The organism is Streptomyces sp. NPDC049887, from assembly GCF_040656535.1.
Lineage (GTDB): Bacteria > Actinomycetota > Actinomycetes > Streptomycetales > Streptomycetaceae > Streptomyces.
This window is the reverse complement of sequence record NZ_JBFAMM010000009.1, coordinates 1-18,093: the sequence shown is the minus strand read 5'-3', so window position 1 is coordinate 18,093 and position 18,093 is coordinate 1. Positions and strand designations below refer to the sequence as shown.

16 protein-coding genes are annotated in these 18,093 nt (G+C 71.6%); 12 read left to right on the top strand and 4 right to left on the bottom strand.

The genetic code is table 11. From position 1 onward, the window contains the following. The first annotated feature begins 167 nt into the window (after positions 1-167). The 4 genes from dnaK to AB0J10_RS13365 are packed head-to-tail and all read left to right on the top strand — an operon-like array spanning position 168 to position 4,367. The gene (dnaK, locus tag AB0J10_RS13380; RefSeq protein ID WP_363060998.1) at positions 168-2,027 is read left to right on the top strand and encodes a molecular chaperone DnaK; all 1,860 of its coding nucleotides are present in this window, start codon (positions 168-170) and stop codon (positions 2,025-2,027) included. Then, positions 2,027-2,692, top strand: coding sequence for a nucleotide exchange factor GrpE (grpE, locus tag AB0J10_RS13375; RefSeq protein ID WP_269729269.1), 666 nt, complete (start codon positions 2,027-2,029; stop codon positions 2,690-2,692). Before dnaK ends, grpE begins: the two co-directional genes overlap by 1 nt. Positions 2,693-2,725: 33 nt before the next feature. Then, complete coding sequence (dnaJ, locus tag AB0J10_RS13370) at positions 2,726-3,901, top strand: molecular chaperone DnaJ (RefSeq protein ID WP_363060996.1); 1,176 nt, start codon at positions 2,726-2,728, stop codon at positions 3,899-3,901. A 4-nt stretch (positions 3,902-3,905) separates the two neighbouring features. Continuing rightward, positions 3,906-4,367, top strand: coding sequence for a helix-turn-helix domain-containing protein (locus tag AB0J10_RS13365; RefSeq protein WP_017947897.1), 462 nt, complete (start codon positions 3,906-3,908; stop codon positions 4,365-4,367). A gap of 176 nt (positions 4,368-4,543) precedes the next feature. Here the strand turns inward: AB0J10_RS13365 and AB0J10_RS13360 are convergent, their stop codons facing one another. Further along, positions 4,544-5,395: a helix-turn-helix transcriptional regulator gene (locus AB0J10_RS13360; RefSeq protein WP_363061368.1), complete on the bottom strand. Its 852-nt coding sequence runs from the start codon at positions 5,393-5,395 to the stop codon at positions 4,544-4,546. 419 nt (positions 5,396-5,814) lie between these two features. Between AB0J10_RS13360 and AB0J10_RS13355 the strand changes: the two genes are divergently transcribed. After that, positions 5,815-6,135: a (2Fe-2S)-binding protein gene (locus AB0J10_RS13355; protein ID WP_363060993.1), complete on the top strand. Its 321-nt coding sequence runs from the start codon at positions 5,815-5,817 to the stop codon at positions 6,133-6,135. A gap of 139 nt (positions 6,136-6,274) precedes the next feature. Here AB0J10_RS13355 and AB0J10_RS13350 read toward each other — a convergent pair whose 3' ends face one another. Continuing rightward, complete coding sequence (locus AB0J10_RS13350) at positions 6,275-6,688, bottom strand: TIGR03618 family F420-dependent PPOX class oxidoreductase (RefSeq protein ID WP_363060991.1); 414 nt, start codon at positions 6,686-6,688, stop codon at positions 6,275-6,277. 143 nt (positions 6,689-6,831) lie between these two features. On the opposite strand from AB0J10_RS13350, the gene clpB reads away from it, so the two are divergent. Next, a complete protein-coding gene (gene clpB / locus AB0J10_RS13345) occupies positions 6,832-9,423 on the top strand; it encodes an ATP-dependent chaperone ClpB (protein WP_363060989.1) in 2,592 nt (863 codons plus the stop codon). 78 nt (positions 9,424-9,501) lie between these two features. Next, a complete protein-coding gene (locus AB0J10_RS13340) occupies positions 9,502-10,047 on the top strand; it encodes a YbjN domain-containing protein (protein ID WP_283296145.1) in 546 nt (181 codons plus the stop codon). 66 nt (positions 10,048-10,113) lie between these two features. On the opposite strand, the gene AB0J10_RS13335 is transcribed toward AB0J10_RS13340, so the two are convergent. Both AB0J10_RS13335 and AB0J10_RS13330 read right to left on the bottom strand, forming a co-directional pair. Beyond that, complete coding sequence (locus AB0J10_RS13335; protein WP_363060987.1) at positions 10,114-11,322, bottom strand: hypothetical protein; 1,209 nt, start codon at positions 11,320-11,322, stop codon at positions 10,114-10,116. 659 nt (positions 11,323-11,981) lie between these two features. Then, on the bottom strand, positions 11,982-13,175 hold the full coding sequence (locus AB0J10_RS13330; protein ID WP_363060985.1) for a pyridoxal phosphate-dependent aminotransferase: 1,194 nt from the start codon (positions 13,173-13,175) through the stop codon (positions 11,982-11,984). Between the two features lie 123 nt (positions 13,176-13,298). Here AB0J10_RS13330 and AB0J10_RS13325 point away from each other — a divergent pair, with 123 nt between their 5' ends. From AB0J10_RS13325 to AB0J10_RS13305, 5 genes are all read left to right on the top strand, one after another. Continuing rightward, entirely contained in the window at positions 13,299-13,535 is a 237-nt protein-coding gene (locus AB0J10_RS13325) for a hypothetical protein (RefSeq protein WP_363060983.1), read from the top strand. A 370-nt stretch (positions 13,536-13,905) separates the two neighbouring features. Beyond that, on the top strand, positions 13,906-14,424 hold the full coding sequence (locus tag AB0J10_RS13320) for a DUF2617 family protein (protein ID WP_363060981.1): 519 nt from the start codon (positions 13,906-13,908) through the stop codon (positions 14,422-14,424). A gap of 84 nt (positions 14,425-14,508) precedes the next feature. After that, positions 14,509-16,041, top strand: a complete 1,533-nt coding sequence (locus tag AB0J10_RS13315) for a polyamine aminopropyltransferase (RefSeq protein ID WP_363060979.1) — start codon at positions 14,509-14,511, stop codon at positions 16,039-16,041. A 70-nt stretch (positions 16,042-16,111) separates the two neighbouring features. Continuing rightward, positions 16,112-17,131, top strand: a complete 1,020-nt coding sequence (locus tag AB0J10_RS13310) for an SRPBCC domain-containing protein (RefSeq protein ID WP_363060977.1) — start codon at positions 16,112-16,114, stop codon at positions 17,129-17,131. A gap of 65 nt (positions 17,132-17,196) precedes the next feature. Then, the gene (locus AB0J10_RS13305; protein ID WP_363060975.1) at positions 17,197-17,997 is read left to right on the top strand and encodes an aldose 1-epimerase; all 801 of its coding nucleotides are present in this window, start codon (positions 17,197-17,199) and stop codon (positions 17,995-17,997) included. Positions 17,998-18,093: the final 96 nt, after the last annotated feature.

The window sequence follows — 18,093 nt, the reverse complement described above, 5'->3', positions numbered from 1 at the left end:
CAGAACGATGGCACGGTGGTCGTGGGGGTGTGTGCAGGCCGCGCCGGGCGGGCAGGCGAAGAGCGGTGGCACCATAATTGAGTCCCCTCGACTCAGGTCTGTTGACGCCGTGGAGGCCGTGGTGCATCCTTGAGCCAGTTCCACTCAAGTCCACTGGAGGAATCGAAATGGCACGTGCGGTCGGCATCGACCTGGGCACGACTAACTCCGTCGTCAGCGTTCTGGAGGGCGGTGAGCCCACCGTCATCACCAACGCCGAGGGCGCCAGGACCACGCCGTCCGTCGTCGCCTTCGCCAAGAACGGTGAGGTGCTCGTCGGCGAGGTCGCCAAGCGTCAGGCAGTGACCAACGTGGACCGGACGATCCGCTCGGTGAAGCGCCACATGGGCACCGACTGGGCGATCGAGCTGGACGGGAAGAACTTCAACCCGCAGCAGATCTCCGCGTTCATCCTGCAGAAGCTGAAGCGGGACGCCGAGTCGTACCTGGGCGAGAAGGTCACGGACGCCGTCATCACCGTCCCCGCGTACTTCAACGACTCCGAGCGCCAGGCCACCAAGGAGGCCGGTGAGATCGCGGGTCTGAACGTCCTGCGCATCGTCAACGAGCCGACCGCCGCCGCGCTGGCGTACGGCCTCGACAAGGACGACCAGACGATCCTCGTCTTCGACCTCGGTGGCGGCACCTTCGACGTCTCGCTGCTGGAGATCGGCGACGGCGTCGTCGAGGTGAAGGCCACCAACGGCGACAACCACCTCGGTGGTGACGACTGGGACCAGCGCGTCGTCGACTACCTGGTGAAGCAGTTCGCGGGCGGTCACGGCGTCGACCTGTCCAAGGACAAGATGGCTCTCCAGCGTCTCCGCGAGGCCGCGGAGAAGGCGAAGATCGAGCTGTCGTCCTCCACCGAGACGACGATCAACCTGCCCTACATCACGGCGTCCGCCGAGGGCCCGCTGCACCTGGACGAGAAGCTCACGCGCGCCCAGTTCCAGCAGCTGACCGCGGACCTGCTGGAGCGCTGCAAGACGCCGTTCCACAACGTGATCAAGGACGCGGGCATCCAGCTGTCCGAGATCGACCACGTGGTCCTCGTCGGCGGCTCGACCCGCATGCCGGCCGTCGCCGAGCTCGTCAAGGAGCTGACCGGCGGCAAGGAGGCCAACAAGGGCGTGAACCCGGACGAGGTCGTGGCGATCGGCGCCACCCTCCAGGCCGGTGTCCTCAAGGGCGAGGTCAAGGACGTCCTGCTCCTCGACGTGACCCCGCTGTCCCTCGGTATCGAGACCAAGGGCGGCATCATGACCAAGCTCATCGAGCGCAACACGACGATTCCGACGAAGCGCTCGGAGATCTTCACGACGGCCGAGGACAACCAGCCGTCCGTGCAGATCCAGGTCTACCAGGGCGAGCGCGAGATCGCGGCGTACAACAAGAAGCTCGGCATGTTCGAGCTGACCGGCCTCCCGCCGGCCCCGCGCGGCGTCCCGCAGATCGAGGTCTCCTTCGACATCGACGCCAACGGCATCATGCATGTGACCGCCAAGGACCTGGGCACGGGCAAGGAGCAGAAGATGACCGTCACCGGCGGCTCCTCGCTGCCGAAGGACGAGGTCGACCGGATGCGCCAGGAGGCCGAGCAGTACGCGGAGGAGGACCACCGCCGTCGCGAGGCCGCCGAGACCCGGAACCAGGCCGAGCAGCTCGTCTACCAGACCGAGAAGTTCCTCAAGGACAACGAGGAAAAGGTCCCCGGTGAGGTCAGGACCGAGGTCGAGACGGCGGTGAACGAGCTCAAGGAGAAGCTGAAGGGCGAGGACACCGCGGAGATCCGCACCGCCACCGAGAAGGTCGCGGCGGTCTCCCAGAAGCTCGGCCAGGCCATGTACGCCGACGCCCAGGGCCAGCAGGCCGCGGGCGGCGCGGACGCCGGGGCCTCCCAGGCGAAGGCCGACGACGACGTCGTCGACGCCGAGATCGTGGACGACGAGAAGGACCAGAAGGACCAGAAGGGTGGCGCTGCCTGATGACGGAGGAGACCCCGGGTTTCGAGGAGAAGCCCGACGTCCCCTCCGGCGCCACTCCCGATGACGCGGCGCAGGCCGCCGCCCCCTCCGCGGACGAGGGGGCGGCCCAGGCCGGGGACGCAGCACAGACGGCCCGCACGGCTGCCGACGCGGGCCTGACGGCCCAGCTGGACCAGGTCCGGACCGCGCTCAACGAGCGCACGCTGGACCTGCAGCGGCTGCAGGCCGAGTACCAGAACTACCGCCGTCGGGTGGAGCGGGACCGGATCACGGTCAAGGAGATCGCGGTCGCGCAGCTCCTGACCGAGCTCCTGCCCGTGCTCGACGACATCGGCCGGGCCCGTGAGCACGGCGAACTGGTCGGCGGCTTCAAGTCGGTGGCGGAATCGCTGGAGACCGTCGCCGCCAAGATGGGGCTGCAGCAGTTCGGCAAGGAGGGCGAGCCCTTCGACCCGACGGTCCACGAGGCCCTGATGCACAGCTACGCGCCGGACGTCACCGAGACGACCTGTGTGGCGATCCTGCAGCCGGGCTACCGGATCGGCGAGCGGACCATTCGGCCGGCGCGGGTCGCGGTGGCCGAGCCGCAGCCGGGGGCCCAGCCCAAGGAGCAGGCGGCCGAGCAGGCGACCGACGAGGAGAGCGGTGGCCCGGACGAGGGCTGACGCAGGCGGCAGGCACCGGAAGGAGGGACGTCGATGAGCACGAAGGACTTCGTCGAGAAGGACTACTACAAGGTCCTCGGCGTCCCCAAGGACGCCACCGACGCGGAGATCAAGAAGGCGTACCGGAAGCTCGCGCGCGAGAACCACCCGGACGCCAACAAGGGCGACGCGAAGGCCGAGGAGCGCTTCAAGGAGATCTCCGAGGCCAACGACGTGCTCGGCGACCCCAAGCGGCGCAAGGAGTACGACGAGGCGCGGGCGCTCTTCGGCAACGGTGGTTTCCGGGCCGGTCCCGGAGCCGGAGGAACGTTCAACTTCGACCTGGGCGACCTCTTCGGGGGCGCCCAGACCGGGGGCGCCGGAGCCGGCGGCTTCGGTGGCGGACTCGGGGACGTCTTCGGCGGCCTGTTCAACCGCGGAGCCGGTACGGGCCCCCGCACCCAGCCGCGCCGCGGCCAGGACATCGAGTCCGAGGTGACGCTCAGCTTCACCGAGGCGGTGGACGGGGCCACGGTCCCGCTGCGGATGTCCAGCCAGCAGCCCTGCAAGGCCTGTTCGGGTACCGGCGACAAGAACGGCACGCCCCGGGTGTGCCCGACCTGCGTCGGCACCGGACAGGTCTCGCGCGGCGGCAGCGGGTCCTTCTCGCTGACCGACCCGTGCGTGGACTGCAAGGGTCGCGGGCTGATCGCAGAGAACCCCTGCGAGGTCTGCCACGGCAGCGGCCGCGCCAAGTCGTCCCGGACGATGCAGGTCCGCATCCCCGCCGGGGTGAGCGACGGCCAGCGGATCCGGCTGCGGGGCAAGGGCGCACCGGGCGAGCGCGGCGGCCCGGCGGGCGATCTGTACGTGGTGGTCCACGTCGGGGAGCACCCGGTCTTCGGGCGCAGGGGCGACAATCTCACCGTCACGGTGCCGGTCTCCTTCACCGAGGCCGCGCTCGGCGGCGAGGTGAAGGTCCCGACCCTCGGCGGGCCTCCGGTCACCCTGAAACTGCCCGCGGGTACGCCGAACGGCCGTACGATGCGGGCCCGCGGCAAGGGCGCCGTCCGCAAGGACGGCACCCGGGGCGATCTGCTGGTCACGGTGGAGGTCTCGGTGCCCACGGAACTCGGTGACGAGGCGCGTGAGGCACTGGAGGCGTACCGCAGGGCGACTGAGGGTCACGACCCGCGGGCAGAACTGTTCCAGGCTGCGAAGGGAGCATGACGCGATGGACGGCCGACGTCGACAGCCCGGATTCGGTGGCAGGGCCTACGAACTGACCGAGGAGACGCCGGTGTACGTCATCTCGGTGGCGGCTCAGCTGTCCGGACTGCACCCGCAGACCCTTCGGCAGTACGACCGCCTCGGTCTGGTCTCCCCTGACCGCACGGCGGGGCGCGGCAGGCGCTATTCGGCCCGGGACATCGAACTGCTCCGCCAGGTCCAGTCCCTGTCCCAGGACGAGGGCATCAACCTGGCCGGAATCAAACGCATCATCGAGCTGGAGAACCAGGTGGCGGCGCTGCAGGCCAAGGTCGCGGAGCTGTCCGCGGCGGTCGAGGGCGCGGCGCTGGCCATGCAGCAGCGCGAGGCCCAGGTGCACGCGTCGTACCGGCGCGACCTGGTGCCCTACCAGGACGTACAGCAGACGGGCGCATTGGTGGTGTGGCGGCCGAAGCGGGACGGTTGAGCGTTCCCGCCGGGCCGTGGCGCGCGGGAGTCGGAGGAGGGGCCGGGAGGTGTGGACTTCCCGGCCCCTCCTCACGTCCGTCCCGGGCCGCGGACCCGGCGGAAGGCCGGATCCGGCCACTTCGCCCGCGGTGCGGTGGGGACGGACGGCGGGGTCGCCGTCGGCCCGGTCCGTGATCAGTGATCGTGCTCCAGGATCCCCGACTGGGCGATGAGGTAGCCGAGTTGGGCCCGCGAGCCGCTGCCGAGGGCGGAGGCGAGCTTGGCGATGTGGGCGCGGCAGGTGCGGACGTTCATCCCGAGACGGCGGGCGATGGCCTCGTCCACATGGCCCTCGACGAGGAGTTTCGCGATGGAGCGCTGGACGCCGCTGACGCCGTCCGGTTCGGGGGCGTAAGCGACGACCTGGTCGTCCCAGGCGACGCCGTGGAGCCAGAACTGCTCGAATACCCCGACGAGGTACTGCACGAGACCCTCGTGGCGCAGTTCCAGGGCGACCCTGCGGTCGCTGCGGGCCGGGATGAAGGCCACCTTGCGGTCGACGATGATGAGCCGGTCGATGATCTCCTCGAGGGTGCGGAACTCCGCGCCGTAGGGGGCGACCCGCTCCACGTAGGCCATGGTGGCCGGGTGGTGACGTGCCGTGTGCTGGTACAGCGTGCGCATCGAGACGCCCCGGTCGACGAGCATCCCCACGCGCCGCAGCCCCTCCTGGAGGGTCGCCGGTCGCCGGCCGCTGCCCGGCTGCACCGTCAGCAGTTCCTCCCGGCACTCCGCGACGACCCGGTCCAGCGTCGCGTTGATGAGGTGGAGTCCCTCGAGAACGGTGATCGCACGTGTCGTGGACGGATCGTGTGCGTTCAGCGTCATGAATGGCTCGAACGACTCCGCCAGTGAGATGGTGAGTCGTCGCCGCTCCTGGATCTCCCGCTCTATGGGGTGCATCAGTTGGTGCAGGGCGATGGACGGCGGAACCGGACGGAGCCACTCGGTGTCGTCGGGGTCGGGTCGCAACAGGCCCAGATCCATCAGGCACGGGACGTCGGTCACCTCCGACCGGGCTATGCGGCCACTGCGCAGAGCGGACGCATACAGGTTTTTCCCGGCCTCGCACAGCTCGTCGTGACTGTGCTTATCTCCCCCATCGCCCTGTTTCGTCTCCATATGCACCCCCCTCAGGGTCCTGAATTACAGGAACATGATGCCTGGCCGCGCTGGTGAAGGCGTTCGGAGTGAGCCATCGTTCTAGACGCGGGGGGAGGTAGTGATTAATAGAGGTGGAGATCGGCCATGACCAGGATGGTTCGTGCACTGTGCGCTATAGCCGTTGCGGCTGCTCTCGGCGGTCTCGCGGCGAGCGGTGAGCCGACGTGGGAGTCGGCGCCTACGACGGTGACCGCGTCTCCGGGCGAACCCACTTGGGAGAGCGCGCCGGCGGACGCGGACGCATGAGCATTCCCCCGGACGATCGCGTCTTCCGGCGGGAGATGGCGACCGCTTACCGATCCGGGTGGCACTTCATCGATCTCGTCACGGCAATCCCCCACCGTGGCGACTCGCTGATGGTCACTCTCTTCGGGGAACCGATCGTCGTCGCCCGCGAGGACGACGAGGACGTCCGCGCCTACCGGTGCCTTCGCCGGCCCCGCGGGGCCCCACGCCCCGTCCGCTGTGCCATCCGGTACGGCATGATCTTCGTCAATCTCGACCAGCGCGACCACCAGTTGGTCGAGCGTGAGACCACCACCGCCACCCCCCGCAGTGCCTGAGCGATTCCCCCGTCGTTCAAGATCGCTCAGGCGCTTCCCCCACACAGCGGCGCCATCGTGGACCTGAAACACGATGGCGCCGCTGTGCTGTGCGCGAATGGCGGCGGCGCCGCCGCACCGTGCGCCGGGCGCGCCTGCGCTAGGCCCGGCCCATCGCGCGGGTCAGCGCGATCTCGATGACCACGCGGTCCGGATTCGGTGACGGCGTGCGGCCGTAGCGCTCCGCGTAGCGGGCGACCGCGTCGGCGACGGCCTCCGGGTCCGTGCGTACCGTGGCGCGGCCCTCGAGGGTCGCCCAGCGGCCCTTGTCCACCTGGCAGACCGCGACCGCGGCCCCCTCGGGTCCGGCGGCCAGCACGTTGGCGACCTTGCGGCTGTTCTTGTTGGTGATCACCCGGGCGACGCCCCTGCCCCCGCCCTCCGGGTCGTACGTGACACCCACCGCCACGACGTGCGGAGTGCCGTCGGGGCGGGGAGTGGTGAGCGTGCACATGTGGTACTCGCGCCAGAAGCCGAGAAAGGACTCATGGGGGTGGCTGGGGTCGATGGCCATGCCCCGGAACCTACCCGGGGGAGTGCGCGTCGACGAATCGGGGGAGCAGGGACGCGGAGATACTTGAGCGGAATCGACTCAACTTTGTGTACCGTGGATGAGTCAGGGCGATACGCAGTCGAGGCGAGGAGGAGAAGCCGCACGTGGACGCCGAGCTGACCAACAGGAGCCGGGACGCGCTGAGCGCCGCGACCACCCGGGCCGTGTCCGAGGGACACGCCGACCTGACCCCCGCGCATCTGCTGCTGGCGCTGCTCGCGGGCCAGGACAACGAGAACATCACCGACCTGCTGGCGGCCGCCGACGCCGACCAGGCCGCGGTACGGTCGGGAGCGGAGCGGGCCCTCGCGGACCTGCCCAGCGTGACGGGGTCGACCGTCGCGCCGCCGCAGCCCAACCGCGAGCTGCTCGCCGTCATCGCCGACGCCGACCGGAGGGCCAAGGAGCTCGGGGACGACTACCTCTCCACCGAGCACCTCCTGATCGGCGTCGCCGCCAAGGGCGGCCGGGCCGCCGAGGTGCTCTCCGGGGAGGGCGCCACCGCGAGGAAGCTGCAGGAAGCGTTCGAGAAGGCACGAGGAGGGCGCCGGGTGACCACACCCGACCCCGAGGGTCAGTACAAGGCCCTGGAGAAGTTCGGCACCGACTTCACGGCCGCGGCCAGGGAGGGCAAGCTCGATCCCGTCATCGGCCGCGACCAGGAGATCCGCCGGGTCGTCCAGGTGCTCTCCCGCCGCACCAAGAACAACCCCGTGCTGATCGGTGAGCCCGGCGTCGGCAAGACCGCCGTCGTCGAGGGACTCGCCCAGCGCATCGTGAAGGGCGACGTGCCGGAGTCCCTCCGCGACAAACGGCTGGTCGCCCTCGACCTCGGCGCCATGGTCGCCGGCGCCAAGTACCGCGGCGAGTTCGAGGAGCGGCTCAAGACCGTCCTCTCCGAGATCAAGGAGAGCGAGGGCCGGATCATCACCTTCATCGACGAACTGCACACCGTCGTGGGCGCGGGCGCCGGCGGCGACTCCGCCATGGACGCCGGCAACATGCTGAAGCCGATGCTCGCCCGCGGCGAGCTGCGCATGGTCGGCGCCACGACGCTCGACGAGTACCGCGAGCGGATCGAGAAGGACCCGGCGCTGGAGCGCCGCTTCCAGCAGGTGCTGGTCGCCGAACCCACGGTCGAGGACACCGTCGCCATCCTCCGCGGCCTCAAGGGCCGCTACGAGGCCCACCACAAGGTGCAGATCGCGGACAGCGCCCTGGTGGCCGCCGCAACGCTCTCCGACCGCTACATCACCTCCCGCTTCCTGCCCGACAAGGCCATCGACCTCGTCGACGAGTCCGCCTCCCGGCTGCGGATGGAGATCGACTCCTCCCCGGTCGAGATCGACGAGCTGCAGCGCTCCGTCGACCGGCTGCGTATGGAGGAACTCGCGCTCTCCAAGGAGACCGACGAGGCGAGCGTCCAGCGGCTGGAGAAGCTCCGTCGCGACCTCGCCGACAAGGAGGAGGAGCTGCGCGGGCTGACGGCGCGCTGGGAGAAGGAGAAGCAGTCACTCAACCGCGTCGGCGAGCTGAAGGAGAAGCTCGACGAACTCCGCGGCCAGGCCGAGCGGGCCCAGCGCGACGGCGACTTCGACACCGCGTCCAAGCTGCTGTACGGGGAGATCCCGGAGCTGGAGCGGGAGCTGGAGGCCGCCAGCGAGGCCGAGGCCAGGCAGGAGGCCGCCAAGGACACCATGGTCAAGGAGGAGGTCGGCCCGGACGACATCGCCGACGTCGTCGCCTCCTGGACGGGCATCCCGGCCGGACGGCTGCTGGAGGGCGAGACCCGGAAGCTGCTGCGCATGGAGGCGGAGCTGGGCAAGCGGCTGATCGGCCAGGCCGAGGCCGTGCAGGCCGTGTCCGACGCCGTGCGCCGCTCCCGGGCCGGTATCGCCGATCCCGACCGTCCCACGGGCTCGTTCCTCTTCCTCGGCCCGACCGGCGTCGGCAAGACCGAGCTGGCCAAGGCACTCGCGGACTTCCTCTTCGACGACGAGCGGGCCATGGTCCGCATCGACATGTCGGAGTACGGCGAGAAGCACAGCGTGGCCCGGCTCGTCGGTGCCCCGCCCGGGTACGTGGGCTACGAGGAGGGCGGCCAGCTCACCGAGGCGGTCCGCCGACGCCCGTACAGCGTGGTGCTGCTCGACGAGGTGGAGAAGGCCCACCCCGAGGTCTTCGACGTCCTGTTGCAGGTCCTCGACGACGGCCGGCTGACCGACGGGCAGGGCCGGACGGTGGACTTCCGCAACACCATCCTGATCCTGACGTCCAACCTCGGCAGCCAGTACCTGGTGGATCCCCTCACCGGCGCGGAGGAGAAGAAGCAGCAGGTCCTGGAGGTCGTACGGGCCTCGTTCAAGCCGGAGTTCCTGAACCGGCTGGACGATCTCGTCGTTTTCTCGGCCCTGGACAAGGAGGAGCTGGCGCACATCGCCGAGCTCCAGATCGCACGGCTCGCCAAGCGGCTCGCCGAACGCCGGCTCACCCTGGACGTCACCCCCGAGGCCCTGGAGTGGCTGGCCGAGGAGGGCAACGACCCGGCCTACGGTGCCCGACCGCTGCGCCGGCTGGTCCAGACGGCGATCGGCGACCGGCTCGCCAAGGAGATCCTCGCCGGTGAGGTGAAGGACGGCGACACGGTCCGTGTCGACCGCGCCGACGGCGGCCTGATCGTGGGTCCGGCGCAGTGAGCCACGCCCGGGTGGGGGTTGCCAGCCCCCGCCCGGGATGGGGGAGGATGGCCGTATCCGTACGAAGGGAAACACCCGGTGAGCATCGACCCGTCCTCGATTCCGAACTTCGGGGGCCAGCCCCAGCCTCAGGCCGCGTCAGGACCGGCGGGCCCGGTCGTCCCCGACCAGGACCTGGTCAAGCAGCTCCTCGACCAGATGGAGCTGAAGTACGTCGTCGACGACGAGGGTGACCTCGCGGCGCCGTGGGAGGAGTTCCGCACGTACTTCATGTTCCGCGGCGAGAACGAGCAGCAGGTCTTCTCGGTGCGGACGTTCTACGACCGCCCCCACGCGCTCGAGGACAAGGCCCAGGTCCTCGACGCCGTCGACGACTGGAACCGCCGCACGCTGTGGCCGAAGGTCTACACGCACACCCACGAGGAGGAGGGGCAGCCCACGACCGTCCGCCTCATCGGCGAGGCCCAGATGCTGATCGGCACGGGCGTCAGCCTCGAGCACTTCGTCTCGTCGACGGTCAGCTGGGTGCGCGCGGCGATCGAGTTCGACAAGTGGCTGGTGGAGCAGCTCGGCCTCACCCCGGCCGGGGAGCCGGCGGACGAGAAGCCCGCCGACGACGCCTGAGCGGACCGGCGGTCCGAGCGCCCCTACGAGAAGGGCACCGCGGCGGTGCGACGCACCCCGCGGGGTTCACAGCGCCGTCGGGGCCACGGTGAGGTACGTCCCGTAGCAGAAGGAGAGCCCGGCCAGGGCGGCGATCACCGTGATCGCCGCCCTGGGCCGGGCTCTCGTCAGTGCGGCGGCCAGCGGCAGCAGCAGCGGGAACGCCGGCAGCAGAAAGCGCGGCTTGGACTCGAAGAAGCCGGAACCGCCGACCGTGATCAGCACCAGTACCCCCGTGTACACCAGCAGCGGCAGCGGCGGCCGGTCCAGCACGAAGAGGACGAAGAGCAGGACCCCGGTCCCCGCGATCACCAGCGCCATGGGGAAACCGAAGAACGTCGGTGCGGTCACCATGCTGCGGATGACCTTCAGCGACCCGAGGCCCAGGTCGAAGCGCGAGGTCCAGCCGCTCTGCACGGCGAAGTAGCCGCCGAGCACATCGCCCTTGCGCACCCCGACCCACAGCACGTAGCCCAGCCAGCCCGCGGGCGCCAGTGCGGCGGCGGCCCAGACGGGCGCCCGGCCGCCCCTCGTGCCCCGCCGTCTCCACAGCTCGCAGCAGGCCACCGCGCAGACGGCCGCGGCGACCGCGATGCCGTTGGGCCGGGTCAGCCCGGCGAGCCCGGCCAGCGATCCGGCCCACAACCAGCGGCCGGTCACCAGCGCGTACAGCGACCAGGCGGCGAACGCCGTGAGCAGCGGCTCGGTGTAGGCCATGGTCAGGACGACCGCGTGCGGCAGCAGCCCCCACAGCAGCACGACGAGGGTCGCGAGCCCGCGGCCGTGGAGCCGCTCGACGACCGCGTAGATGCCCCATGCCGCGGCGCCCGCCGCGGCCCACGACAGCGCCAGTCCCGCGGTGCCTCCCGTGACCGGCAGCACGGACGTGACGGCCCGGATCAGCCCCGGGTAGAGCGGGAAGAAAGCGAGATCGGACTGGACGGCTCCGTCCGGCCAGTACACCGTGCGGCCGTAGCCGTTCGCGGCGATGCCGACGTACCACTTGGAGTCCCACGAGGTGGCGAGCAGCGCCCGGGGCGACCGGCCGACGTGCCAGGCCCACAGGGACACCACGACCATGCCGGTCAGCCGCGCGGCCGCGAACAGTCCCAGGGCCGGGGCCGCCCGGTGCAGCGCCGCGCGCGGGCGGGAGAGGGACCGGTCGTCGGCGGACGCTGCCTTGTCGAAGGTCTCGGCGAACAGGGGGCACCTCCGTGCGCGCGCGTGTGCGGTCACCCCGACCTTCGGCGGTGCGCGCGCGGTGCGCGACCGCTGGCAGCCGCCCGGGTGGATCGCGGGACGACCACCACGTACTGCCCTGAGGCAGCGGGCCCGCTTGTCCTCGGCCGAGTTGCCGGCGGTTCGGCGACGGCGCGGGACGGCAACGACTGCTGCAGACAGGTGGACGAGATCTCATGCGGATGCGGTCGGAACCCGAGGCCGGGTAGGAGTTCGAGGCGGCGCGCGGGCTGCTGGTCGACCGCCTGGTTCGGCGGGCCGGGGAGCAGGGGCTGCCGGTGGACGGGTACATGGCCGTGACGGCGCTGGACTACGGGCACCTGGCGGCTCGGCCGGCGGACCGGGCACTGCGTACCCCTGCCGCTCGGCTCGGCCGCGCCCGCAAGCGCGGGCGCCCGGCTGCCGGGGGAGGCCGCGGGCGGAGCCGCTGAGCACGGCAGCGGCTCCCGGCCCCGCAGGGGCAGGGCGAGCCCGCACCGGCAGGTAGCCGGGACGGGGATCGATCCGTGGGCCGTCCGTCCCTGGCGGCACACCATCGTTGGGGCGTGGCCGAGGAGTGGGGCGAGGACGGCCGCGGGCCGTGCGCGGCGCGCTCCGGGCGAGGGGGGTGTCGGGAAGCGAGTGGGCACGCTACGAGCGGGCCCGGCGGCGTGAGTTCAGTGCGCGAGCCCCTTCAGCCGGGAGACGGCCTCCTCCAGCACGTCGGTGCTCTTGCAGAAGGCGAACCGCACGAACGGAGCCCCGGCCTCCCGGTGGTCGTAGAAGACCGCGTTGGGGATCGCCACGACCCCGCAGCGCTCCGGCAGTGCGCGGCAGAACGCGAAGCCGTCCGACTCCCCGAGCGGCCGGATGTCGGTGGTGACGAAGTACGTCCCGGCGGGCCGGTACACCTCGAAGCCGGCCGCCGCGAGCCCCGAGCTCAGCAGGTCCCGCTTGGCCCTCAGGTCCTCCCGCAGCCCGTCGAAGTACGCGGCCGGGAGCGCGAGCGCCTCGGCGACCGCGTACTGGAACGGGCCGGACGAGACGTACGTGAGGAACTGCTTGGCCGAGCGGACGGCCGTGACCAGTGGCGCGGCGGCGGTCACCCAGCCGACCTTCCAGCCGGTGAACGAGAAGGTCTTGCCCGCCGAGCCGATGGTCACGGTGCGCCCGCGCATCCCTGGGAAGGACGCGATCGGTGTGTGCTCGCCGTCGAAGACCAGGTGCTCGTACACCTCGTCGGTGACGACCAGCAGATCGCGTTCGACCGCCAGCTCCGCGACGGCCGCGAGTTCGTCACGGGTGAGGACGGTGCCGGTCGGGTTGTGGGGGGTGTTCAGCAGGATGACGCGGGTCCGGTCGGTGACGGTGTCGCGGAGTTCGTCCAGGTCCAGCGAGTAGGCCCCGTCCCTGGGCCGGAGGGTGACGGGTACGCGGGTGCCGCCCGCCATGGCGATGCAGGCGGCGTACGAGTCGTAGTACGGCTCCAGGGCGATCACCTCGTCGCCGGGCTCGACGAGGGCGAGCAGCGAGGCCGCGATCGCCTCGGTGGCGCCGGCGGTGACCAGCACCTCGGTGTCGGGGTCGTACCCGAGGCCGTACCGGTCCCGCTGGTGGGCGGCGATCGCGGTGCGCAGCTCGGGGACGCCGGGGCCCGGCGGGTACTGGTTGCCGCGGCCGTCGCGCAGTGCGCGCACCGCCGCCTCCCGCACCTCCTCGGGGCCGTCGGTGTCCGGGAAGCCCTGGCCGAGGTTGATGGAGCCGGTGCGCACGGCCAGCGCGGACATCTCGGCGAAGATCGTCGTTCCGAACTCGGCGAGGCGGCGGTTGAGCAGCGGCCGGGGGCCCGGTGCACGTCCTGGAGCTGTCATGCCGGCCATCCTGCGCGCAACCTCTGGACTAGCTCAAGTCCGCTTTGGGCCGTGCGGGCCGGGGGCATCCCCCAGGCACGCCGGAAGCAGCCTCGCTTCGGGGGACGAAGGAAGGTGAGGTCAATGATCGGAGTCGTGATCGTCGTCGGGCTGATCGTCGTCATAGGGCTCGTGGTGGCGGCGTCGAACGGCAGGGGCGGGGGACGCTCCCGCCGCGGTGGTGGCAACAGCTGGTGGGCCGGCGGAGCCGACGGCTCCTCCTGCGGCGGGGGCTCGTCCTGTGGCGGAGGGTCCTCGTGCGGTGGCGGTGGCGGTGGCGGTGGCGGTGGGGGTGGCGGTGGCTGCGGAGGCGGCAACTGACCACCACCCGTACGACGGCGGGGCGGCTGACACGGGGCAGCCCGGCCCGCCGGACCGGGGGCGCCCGGTCGGAGCGAACTGCCGCCGGGCGCCTTCCTGTTGACGGGCGATGCACTTATCCGCCGTTGTTGTGCACTTCCTCCATGGGTTTCTGTTGAACAGTTGAACCGTAAGGCCCCCCAGGGGATGGAATGCACGTCAAGTTGGGTAAAAGCACTGTGGACGCCGCGCACTTCATGGTTCCCTCGCTGTTGAGAACATCCAGCCCTCGGACCGTCTGTGGACCCGAGTCGGCAGATCCCCCACCATCCCTGTGCTGCCTCCGGGGCGCCCCGGTCCACCCGTCACGCGTGTTTTGCGGAGCCGACCCATGCTCACGACCCTGAAGACCTCCTACACCGACACCCGCGCGGCCGATCTGGCCTGGGCACTAGGTCGGGAGCCGCTGCCCGCGCTGGCCGAGCTCGATCTGGAACTGGCGGGAACCAAGCTGCAGTTGAGACTTCTGGGCGCTTCGCACCAGGTGCTGCTCGAAGGGGAGCACGGCACCTGCTCCGAGACGGTGGCGTGCATGCCCGGCCGCAGCACGCCGCTGCCCCTGGGGGTGGCGCGGCGGCTCGGGCACTGGGAGTACGAGTTCGCCGCGCGCGTCGAGACGCTGTCCGAGCGCTCGTTCGCGGGGCGTGCGCAGGAGTTGCTGGCACTGGTGGCGGACCATCCGCACGGGCTGGCCGGCACCTTTCCCGGCTCGCCGCACGCGTTCACGGCGATGGTCGCCCAGCAGGTGGAGGGCCAGATGCGGTGGCGGACCTGGCACGCGTACCCGCAGGAGGGGCAGTTGGTCGTGACCCGCACCCATGTCGGCGCGCGCGTGCCCGTCCGGCGCTGATCCCAACCGTCACCACGGCATTTCGGGGCAGTTGCACCCGTGTGGGTGACGGTTCGGGATGGGTGACTGACGTAGCGTTACGGCATGATCGACCAGCCTGTGTCAGCACCGGTGCGGGGCGGGGTGCGGCCACCGCCCGTCCGTCCGGACGCGGGCCGGTTCCTCGTCCTCCTCGTGGTCTTCGTCTGCGCCGCCTGCGGTCTGGTGTACGAGCTGGAACTGGTCGCCCTCGCCTCGTACCTGATCGGCGACTCCGTCACCCAGGCGTCCGTCGTCCTCTCCGTCATGGTCTTCGCGATGGGTGTCGGCTCGCTCCTCGCCAAGCGGCTGCGCTGCCACGCCGCCGTCGGCTTCGGACTGGTGGAGGCGGCCCTCGCGCTGATCGGCGGCTGCTCGGCCCTCGTGCTGTACGCGGCGTTCGCCTGGCTCGGCGAGGCCCGGTACGCGCTGGTGGCCTTCTCGCTCGCGATCGGGGTGCTGATCGGCGCCGAGATCCCGCTGCTGATGAGCCTGATCCAGCGGGCGTCCCGGCGCGGCGGCCGGCGCGAGGAGGACGCCGCGGGCACGGTCGCCGACCTCTTCGCGGCGGACTACGTGGGCGCGCTCGTCGGCGGACTCGCATTCCCGTTCCTGCTGCTGCCCTGGGTCGGCCAGCTGACCGGTGCGCTGCTCACGGGCGCGGTGAACGCGGTGGCGGGCGGGGCGCTGGTGCTGTGGCTGTTCCGGCGGGACATCTCGCCACGGTCGAGGTGGTGGCTGCTCGGGGCCAATCTGGCCGTCCTGGCCGTGCTGGCCACCGCCACGGTGCTCGTCGCCGACTTCGAGGCGGCGGCGCGGCGGGCCGTGTACGGCGAGCCGGTGCGGGTGGCCGTGGACACCGGGGTGCAGGAGGTCGTCCTCACCGGCGCGGAGGACGGTCCGGTCGACCTGTTCCTGGACGGCAGGCTGCAGATGAGCGGCGGGGACGGAGACCGGCACCACCGGGCGCTGGTGGGTCCCGCGATGCGCCGGGGCCCGCACGCGCGAGTGCTGATCCTCGGCGGCGGCGACGGAATGGCGGCGCGCGAGGTGCTGCGCCACCCGGGGGTGCGCTCGGTCACCGTGGTCGAACTCGACCCGGGGATGGTGCGGCTGGCGCGCACGGATCCGGCGCTCTCCGCGCTGAACGGCCATGTGTACCGGGACCCTCGGCTCGAGGTCGTGTACGCGGACGCCTTCCGCTGGCTGAGGGGCGCCACGGCCCCCTGTCACACGTACGACGTGGTGGTCTCGGACCTGCCCGACCCGGGCGTCACCCCCAGCACCAAGCTGTACTCGCAGGAGTTCTACGGCCTCGCCGCGGGGGTTCTCGCGGACGGCGGACGGCTCGCCGTGCACGCGGGCGCGGTGGGGGCGCACCCGCACGCGTACTGGACGGTCGAGTCCACGATCCGTGCCGCGGGCTTCACGACCCGGCCCTACCGTGCGCCGGGCCGCCCCGACCGCGGCTTCGTCCTCGCGGTCCCCGGGGCGCGGGGCGCCCCGCCGGCCCTCGGGCCCGGGGTGCTCGGCGTCGAGGACGAGCGTCCCCGGGACGTTCCACCGTCGACGCTGCTGCGCCCGCGGTACGCCGAGTGAGGGCCGCGGACTGTGCCGGTTCCGCACAGAAGGGCTCCCGTCGGGCCGGGGCTGAGTAGGCTCGGTTCCCATGGAGCATGAGGTGTTCGTTCCGGTACCGGCAGACAGGCTTCGGCGGACGCTGGCCGACCCCGCGCGGGTCGCCCGGTGCGTCCCGGGGTTCCAGCAGGACGCAGACGCCTCGGCGGGCCCGCTCGCGGGCCGCCTGAAGGTCCGTGTGGGCGGTCACACGATCACCTACCGGGGTGCGCTCCGGATGTCCGAACGGGACGGCGGCTTCGCCGTCGAGGGCGAGGGCACGGAGGCCCGTGGCCACGGTTCGGCCAAGCTGGCCCTGGCCCTGCGGCTCGCCGAGGCGGAGGGCGGTACCGCGCTCCTCTTCACCGGAACGGCCCATGCGGACGGTCGTCTCGCCGAGGCGGCCCCCGGAACCGCGGAACAGGCGGCGATCCGGCTGCTCGACCGTTTCGCGTCGTCCCTGGGCGCCACGACCGAGGACGAGACGCGCGGGGCGGCCACAGCGGACGAGGACGCGGCAGATGCCGGTCCGGACGGGTCCGGCAGCCCGTCCGCGGCCGCAGCCGCACCCGTGAGCGACTCCGGCGCGGCCGACAGGACCGCCCCGGTCGCCGACGCCGGCGGTGACGCCGATGCCGACGCGGCGGCCGGCGGGGCCGACGAGGCCGGACGGCCGGGCGCGACGGCCGGTAGCGCGTCGCCCGCCCCGGGCGCTGACTCGGCGGAGGCTTCGCCCGAGGCCGGCGGAGCGCTCGAGGGCGCGGCGGAAGACGAGGACGAGAACGCGCCCCTGTTCGGGGTCGATGTGCCCCCCTCGTCGTTGGACCCCCTGGCGGACGAGGTGTTCGGCGAGGACGACGAACCGCCCGCCGAAGCGGCCCACGCCCGCCGGACGATGATCGGCCGCAGTGCGGAGGAGGTGGACCACGCGCCGCCGCGCGGCCGGTATGCACCCGTTCCGGCACCCCAGCCCACCTCCGCCGGTAACACGCTGCGCTGGGTCGCCCCCGCCGCCGCGCTCGCCATCGCCTCCGCCGTCGTCGTCGGACGGGCACTGCGCCGCCGCAGGTAGCCGAGGGCCCTCGACCGGCCCATACGACACGGGCGCCTCCGGCCGTCCGCCAGTAGGGTCGGGGTGTGAGTAGCGAAGAGAACGTCCGGCTCACCGCCGGCGACGTCGAGTTGACCGTCACTCCGCGCAACGGCTGCCGCATCAGCAGCTTGCGCATCGCGGGCACCGAGATGCTGCGGCAGGGCGAGCGATACGGCTGCTTCCCGATGGTTCCCTGGTGCGGCCGCACCGAGAACGGCCGCTTCCGCAACGGCGGCGTGGAGCACCAGCTGCCCGTCAACGCCCCGCCGCACGCCATCCACGGCACCGGCAGGGACACCGCGTGGCGGACCGCCCGCACCGGCCCCACCGAGGCCGTCTTCACCTACGAACTCGGCGAACCCTGGCCGTACACGGGGCTCGTCACCCAGACGTTCGAGCTGAGCGAGGACTCGCTGACGCTCCAGCTCGGTGTCGAGACGTACGGCGACTCGTTCCCCGCCCAGGCGGGCTGGCACCCGTGGTTCCAGCGCCACGCCTTCCCCGATGCCAAGGGGGTCCGGCTCGACTTCATCGCCGACTGGCAGGAGGAGCGCGGCTCCGACCACCTGCCCACCGGCCGGCGGATCGGGCCGACGCCCGGCCCCTGGGACGACTGCTTCGGCATGGAGGACGGTGTCGACGCCACCCTCACCTGGCCGGAACAGCTGGAACTGACGGTGAAGAGCCGGACCGAGTGGGTGGTCGTCTACGACGAGCAGGAGGAGGCGGTCTGCGTCGAGCCGCAGTCCGGCCCGCCGAACGGCCTCAACACGCACCCGCGCCTGGTCACGCCGATCGACCCCCTCGAGATCGCGACGACCTGGTCGTGGCGACGGCTCGTCTAGGTGTTCTGTCCGGGGAGGTTGTGGACGGGTGATCCAGATCTCGGCTGAGGGATCTTGAACGGGTGAGGGCCTTCCGGGTTCGGTGTGGATTGCGAC

Bases quoted from the DNA above. Each gene is read 5' to 3' on its own strand.
- AB0J10_RS13310 (WP_363060977.1), top strand. From the start codon at position 16,112: ATGGAGCATGAGGTGTTCGTTCCGGTACCGGCAGACAGGCTTCGGCGG.
- AB0J10_RS13330 (WP_363060985.1), bottom strand. From the start codon at position 13,175: ATGACAGCTCCAGGACGTGCACCGGGCCCCCGGCCGCTGCTCAACCGC.
- AB0J10_RS13320 (WP_363060981.1), top strand. From the start codon at position 13,906: ATGCTCACGACCCTGAAGACCTCCTACACCGACACCCGCGCGGCCGAT.
- AB0J10_RS13350 (WP_363060991.1), bottom strand. From the start codon at position 6,688: ATGGCCATCGACCCCAGCCACCCCCATGAGTCCTTTCTCGGCTTCTGG.
- dnaK (WP_363060998.1), top strand. From the start codon at position 168: ATGGCACGTGCGGTCGGCATCGACCTGGGCACGACTAACTCCGTCGTC.
- AB0J10_RS13325 (WP_363060983.1), top strand. From the start codon at position 13,299: ATGATCGGAGTCGTGATCGTCGTCGGGCTGATCGTCGTCATAGGGCTC.
- dnaJ (WP_363060996.1), top strand. From the start codon at position 2,726: ATGAGCACGAAGGACTTCGTCGAGAAGGACTACTACAAGGTCCTCGGC.
- AB0J10_RS13360 (WP_363061368.1), bottom strand. From the start codon at position 5,395: ATGGATCTGGGCCTGTTGCGACCCGACCCCGACGACACCGAGTGGCTC.
- AB0J10_RS13315 (WP_363060979.1), top strand. From the start codon at position 14,509: ATGATCGACCAGCCTGTGTCAGCACCGGTGCGGGGCGGGGTGCGGCCA.
- grpE (WP_269729269.1), top strand. From the start codon at position 2,027: ATGACGGAGGAGACCCCGGGTTTCGAGGAGAAGCCCGACGTCCCCTCC.
- AB0J10_RS13355 (WP_363060993.1), top strand. From the start codon at position 5,815: ATGAGCATTCCCCCGGACGATCGCGTCTTCCGGCGGGAGATGGCGACC.
- AB0J10_RS13365 (WP_017947897.1), top strand. From the start codon at position 3,906: ATGGACGGCCGACGTCGACAGCCCGGATTCGGTGGCAGGGCCTACGAA.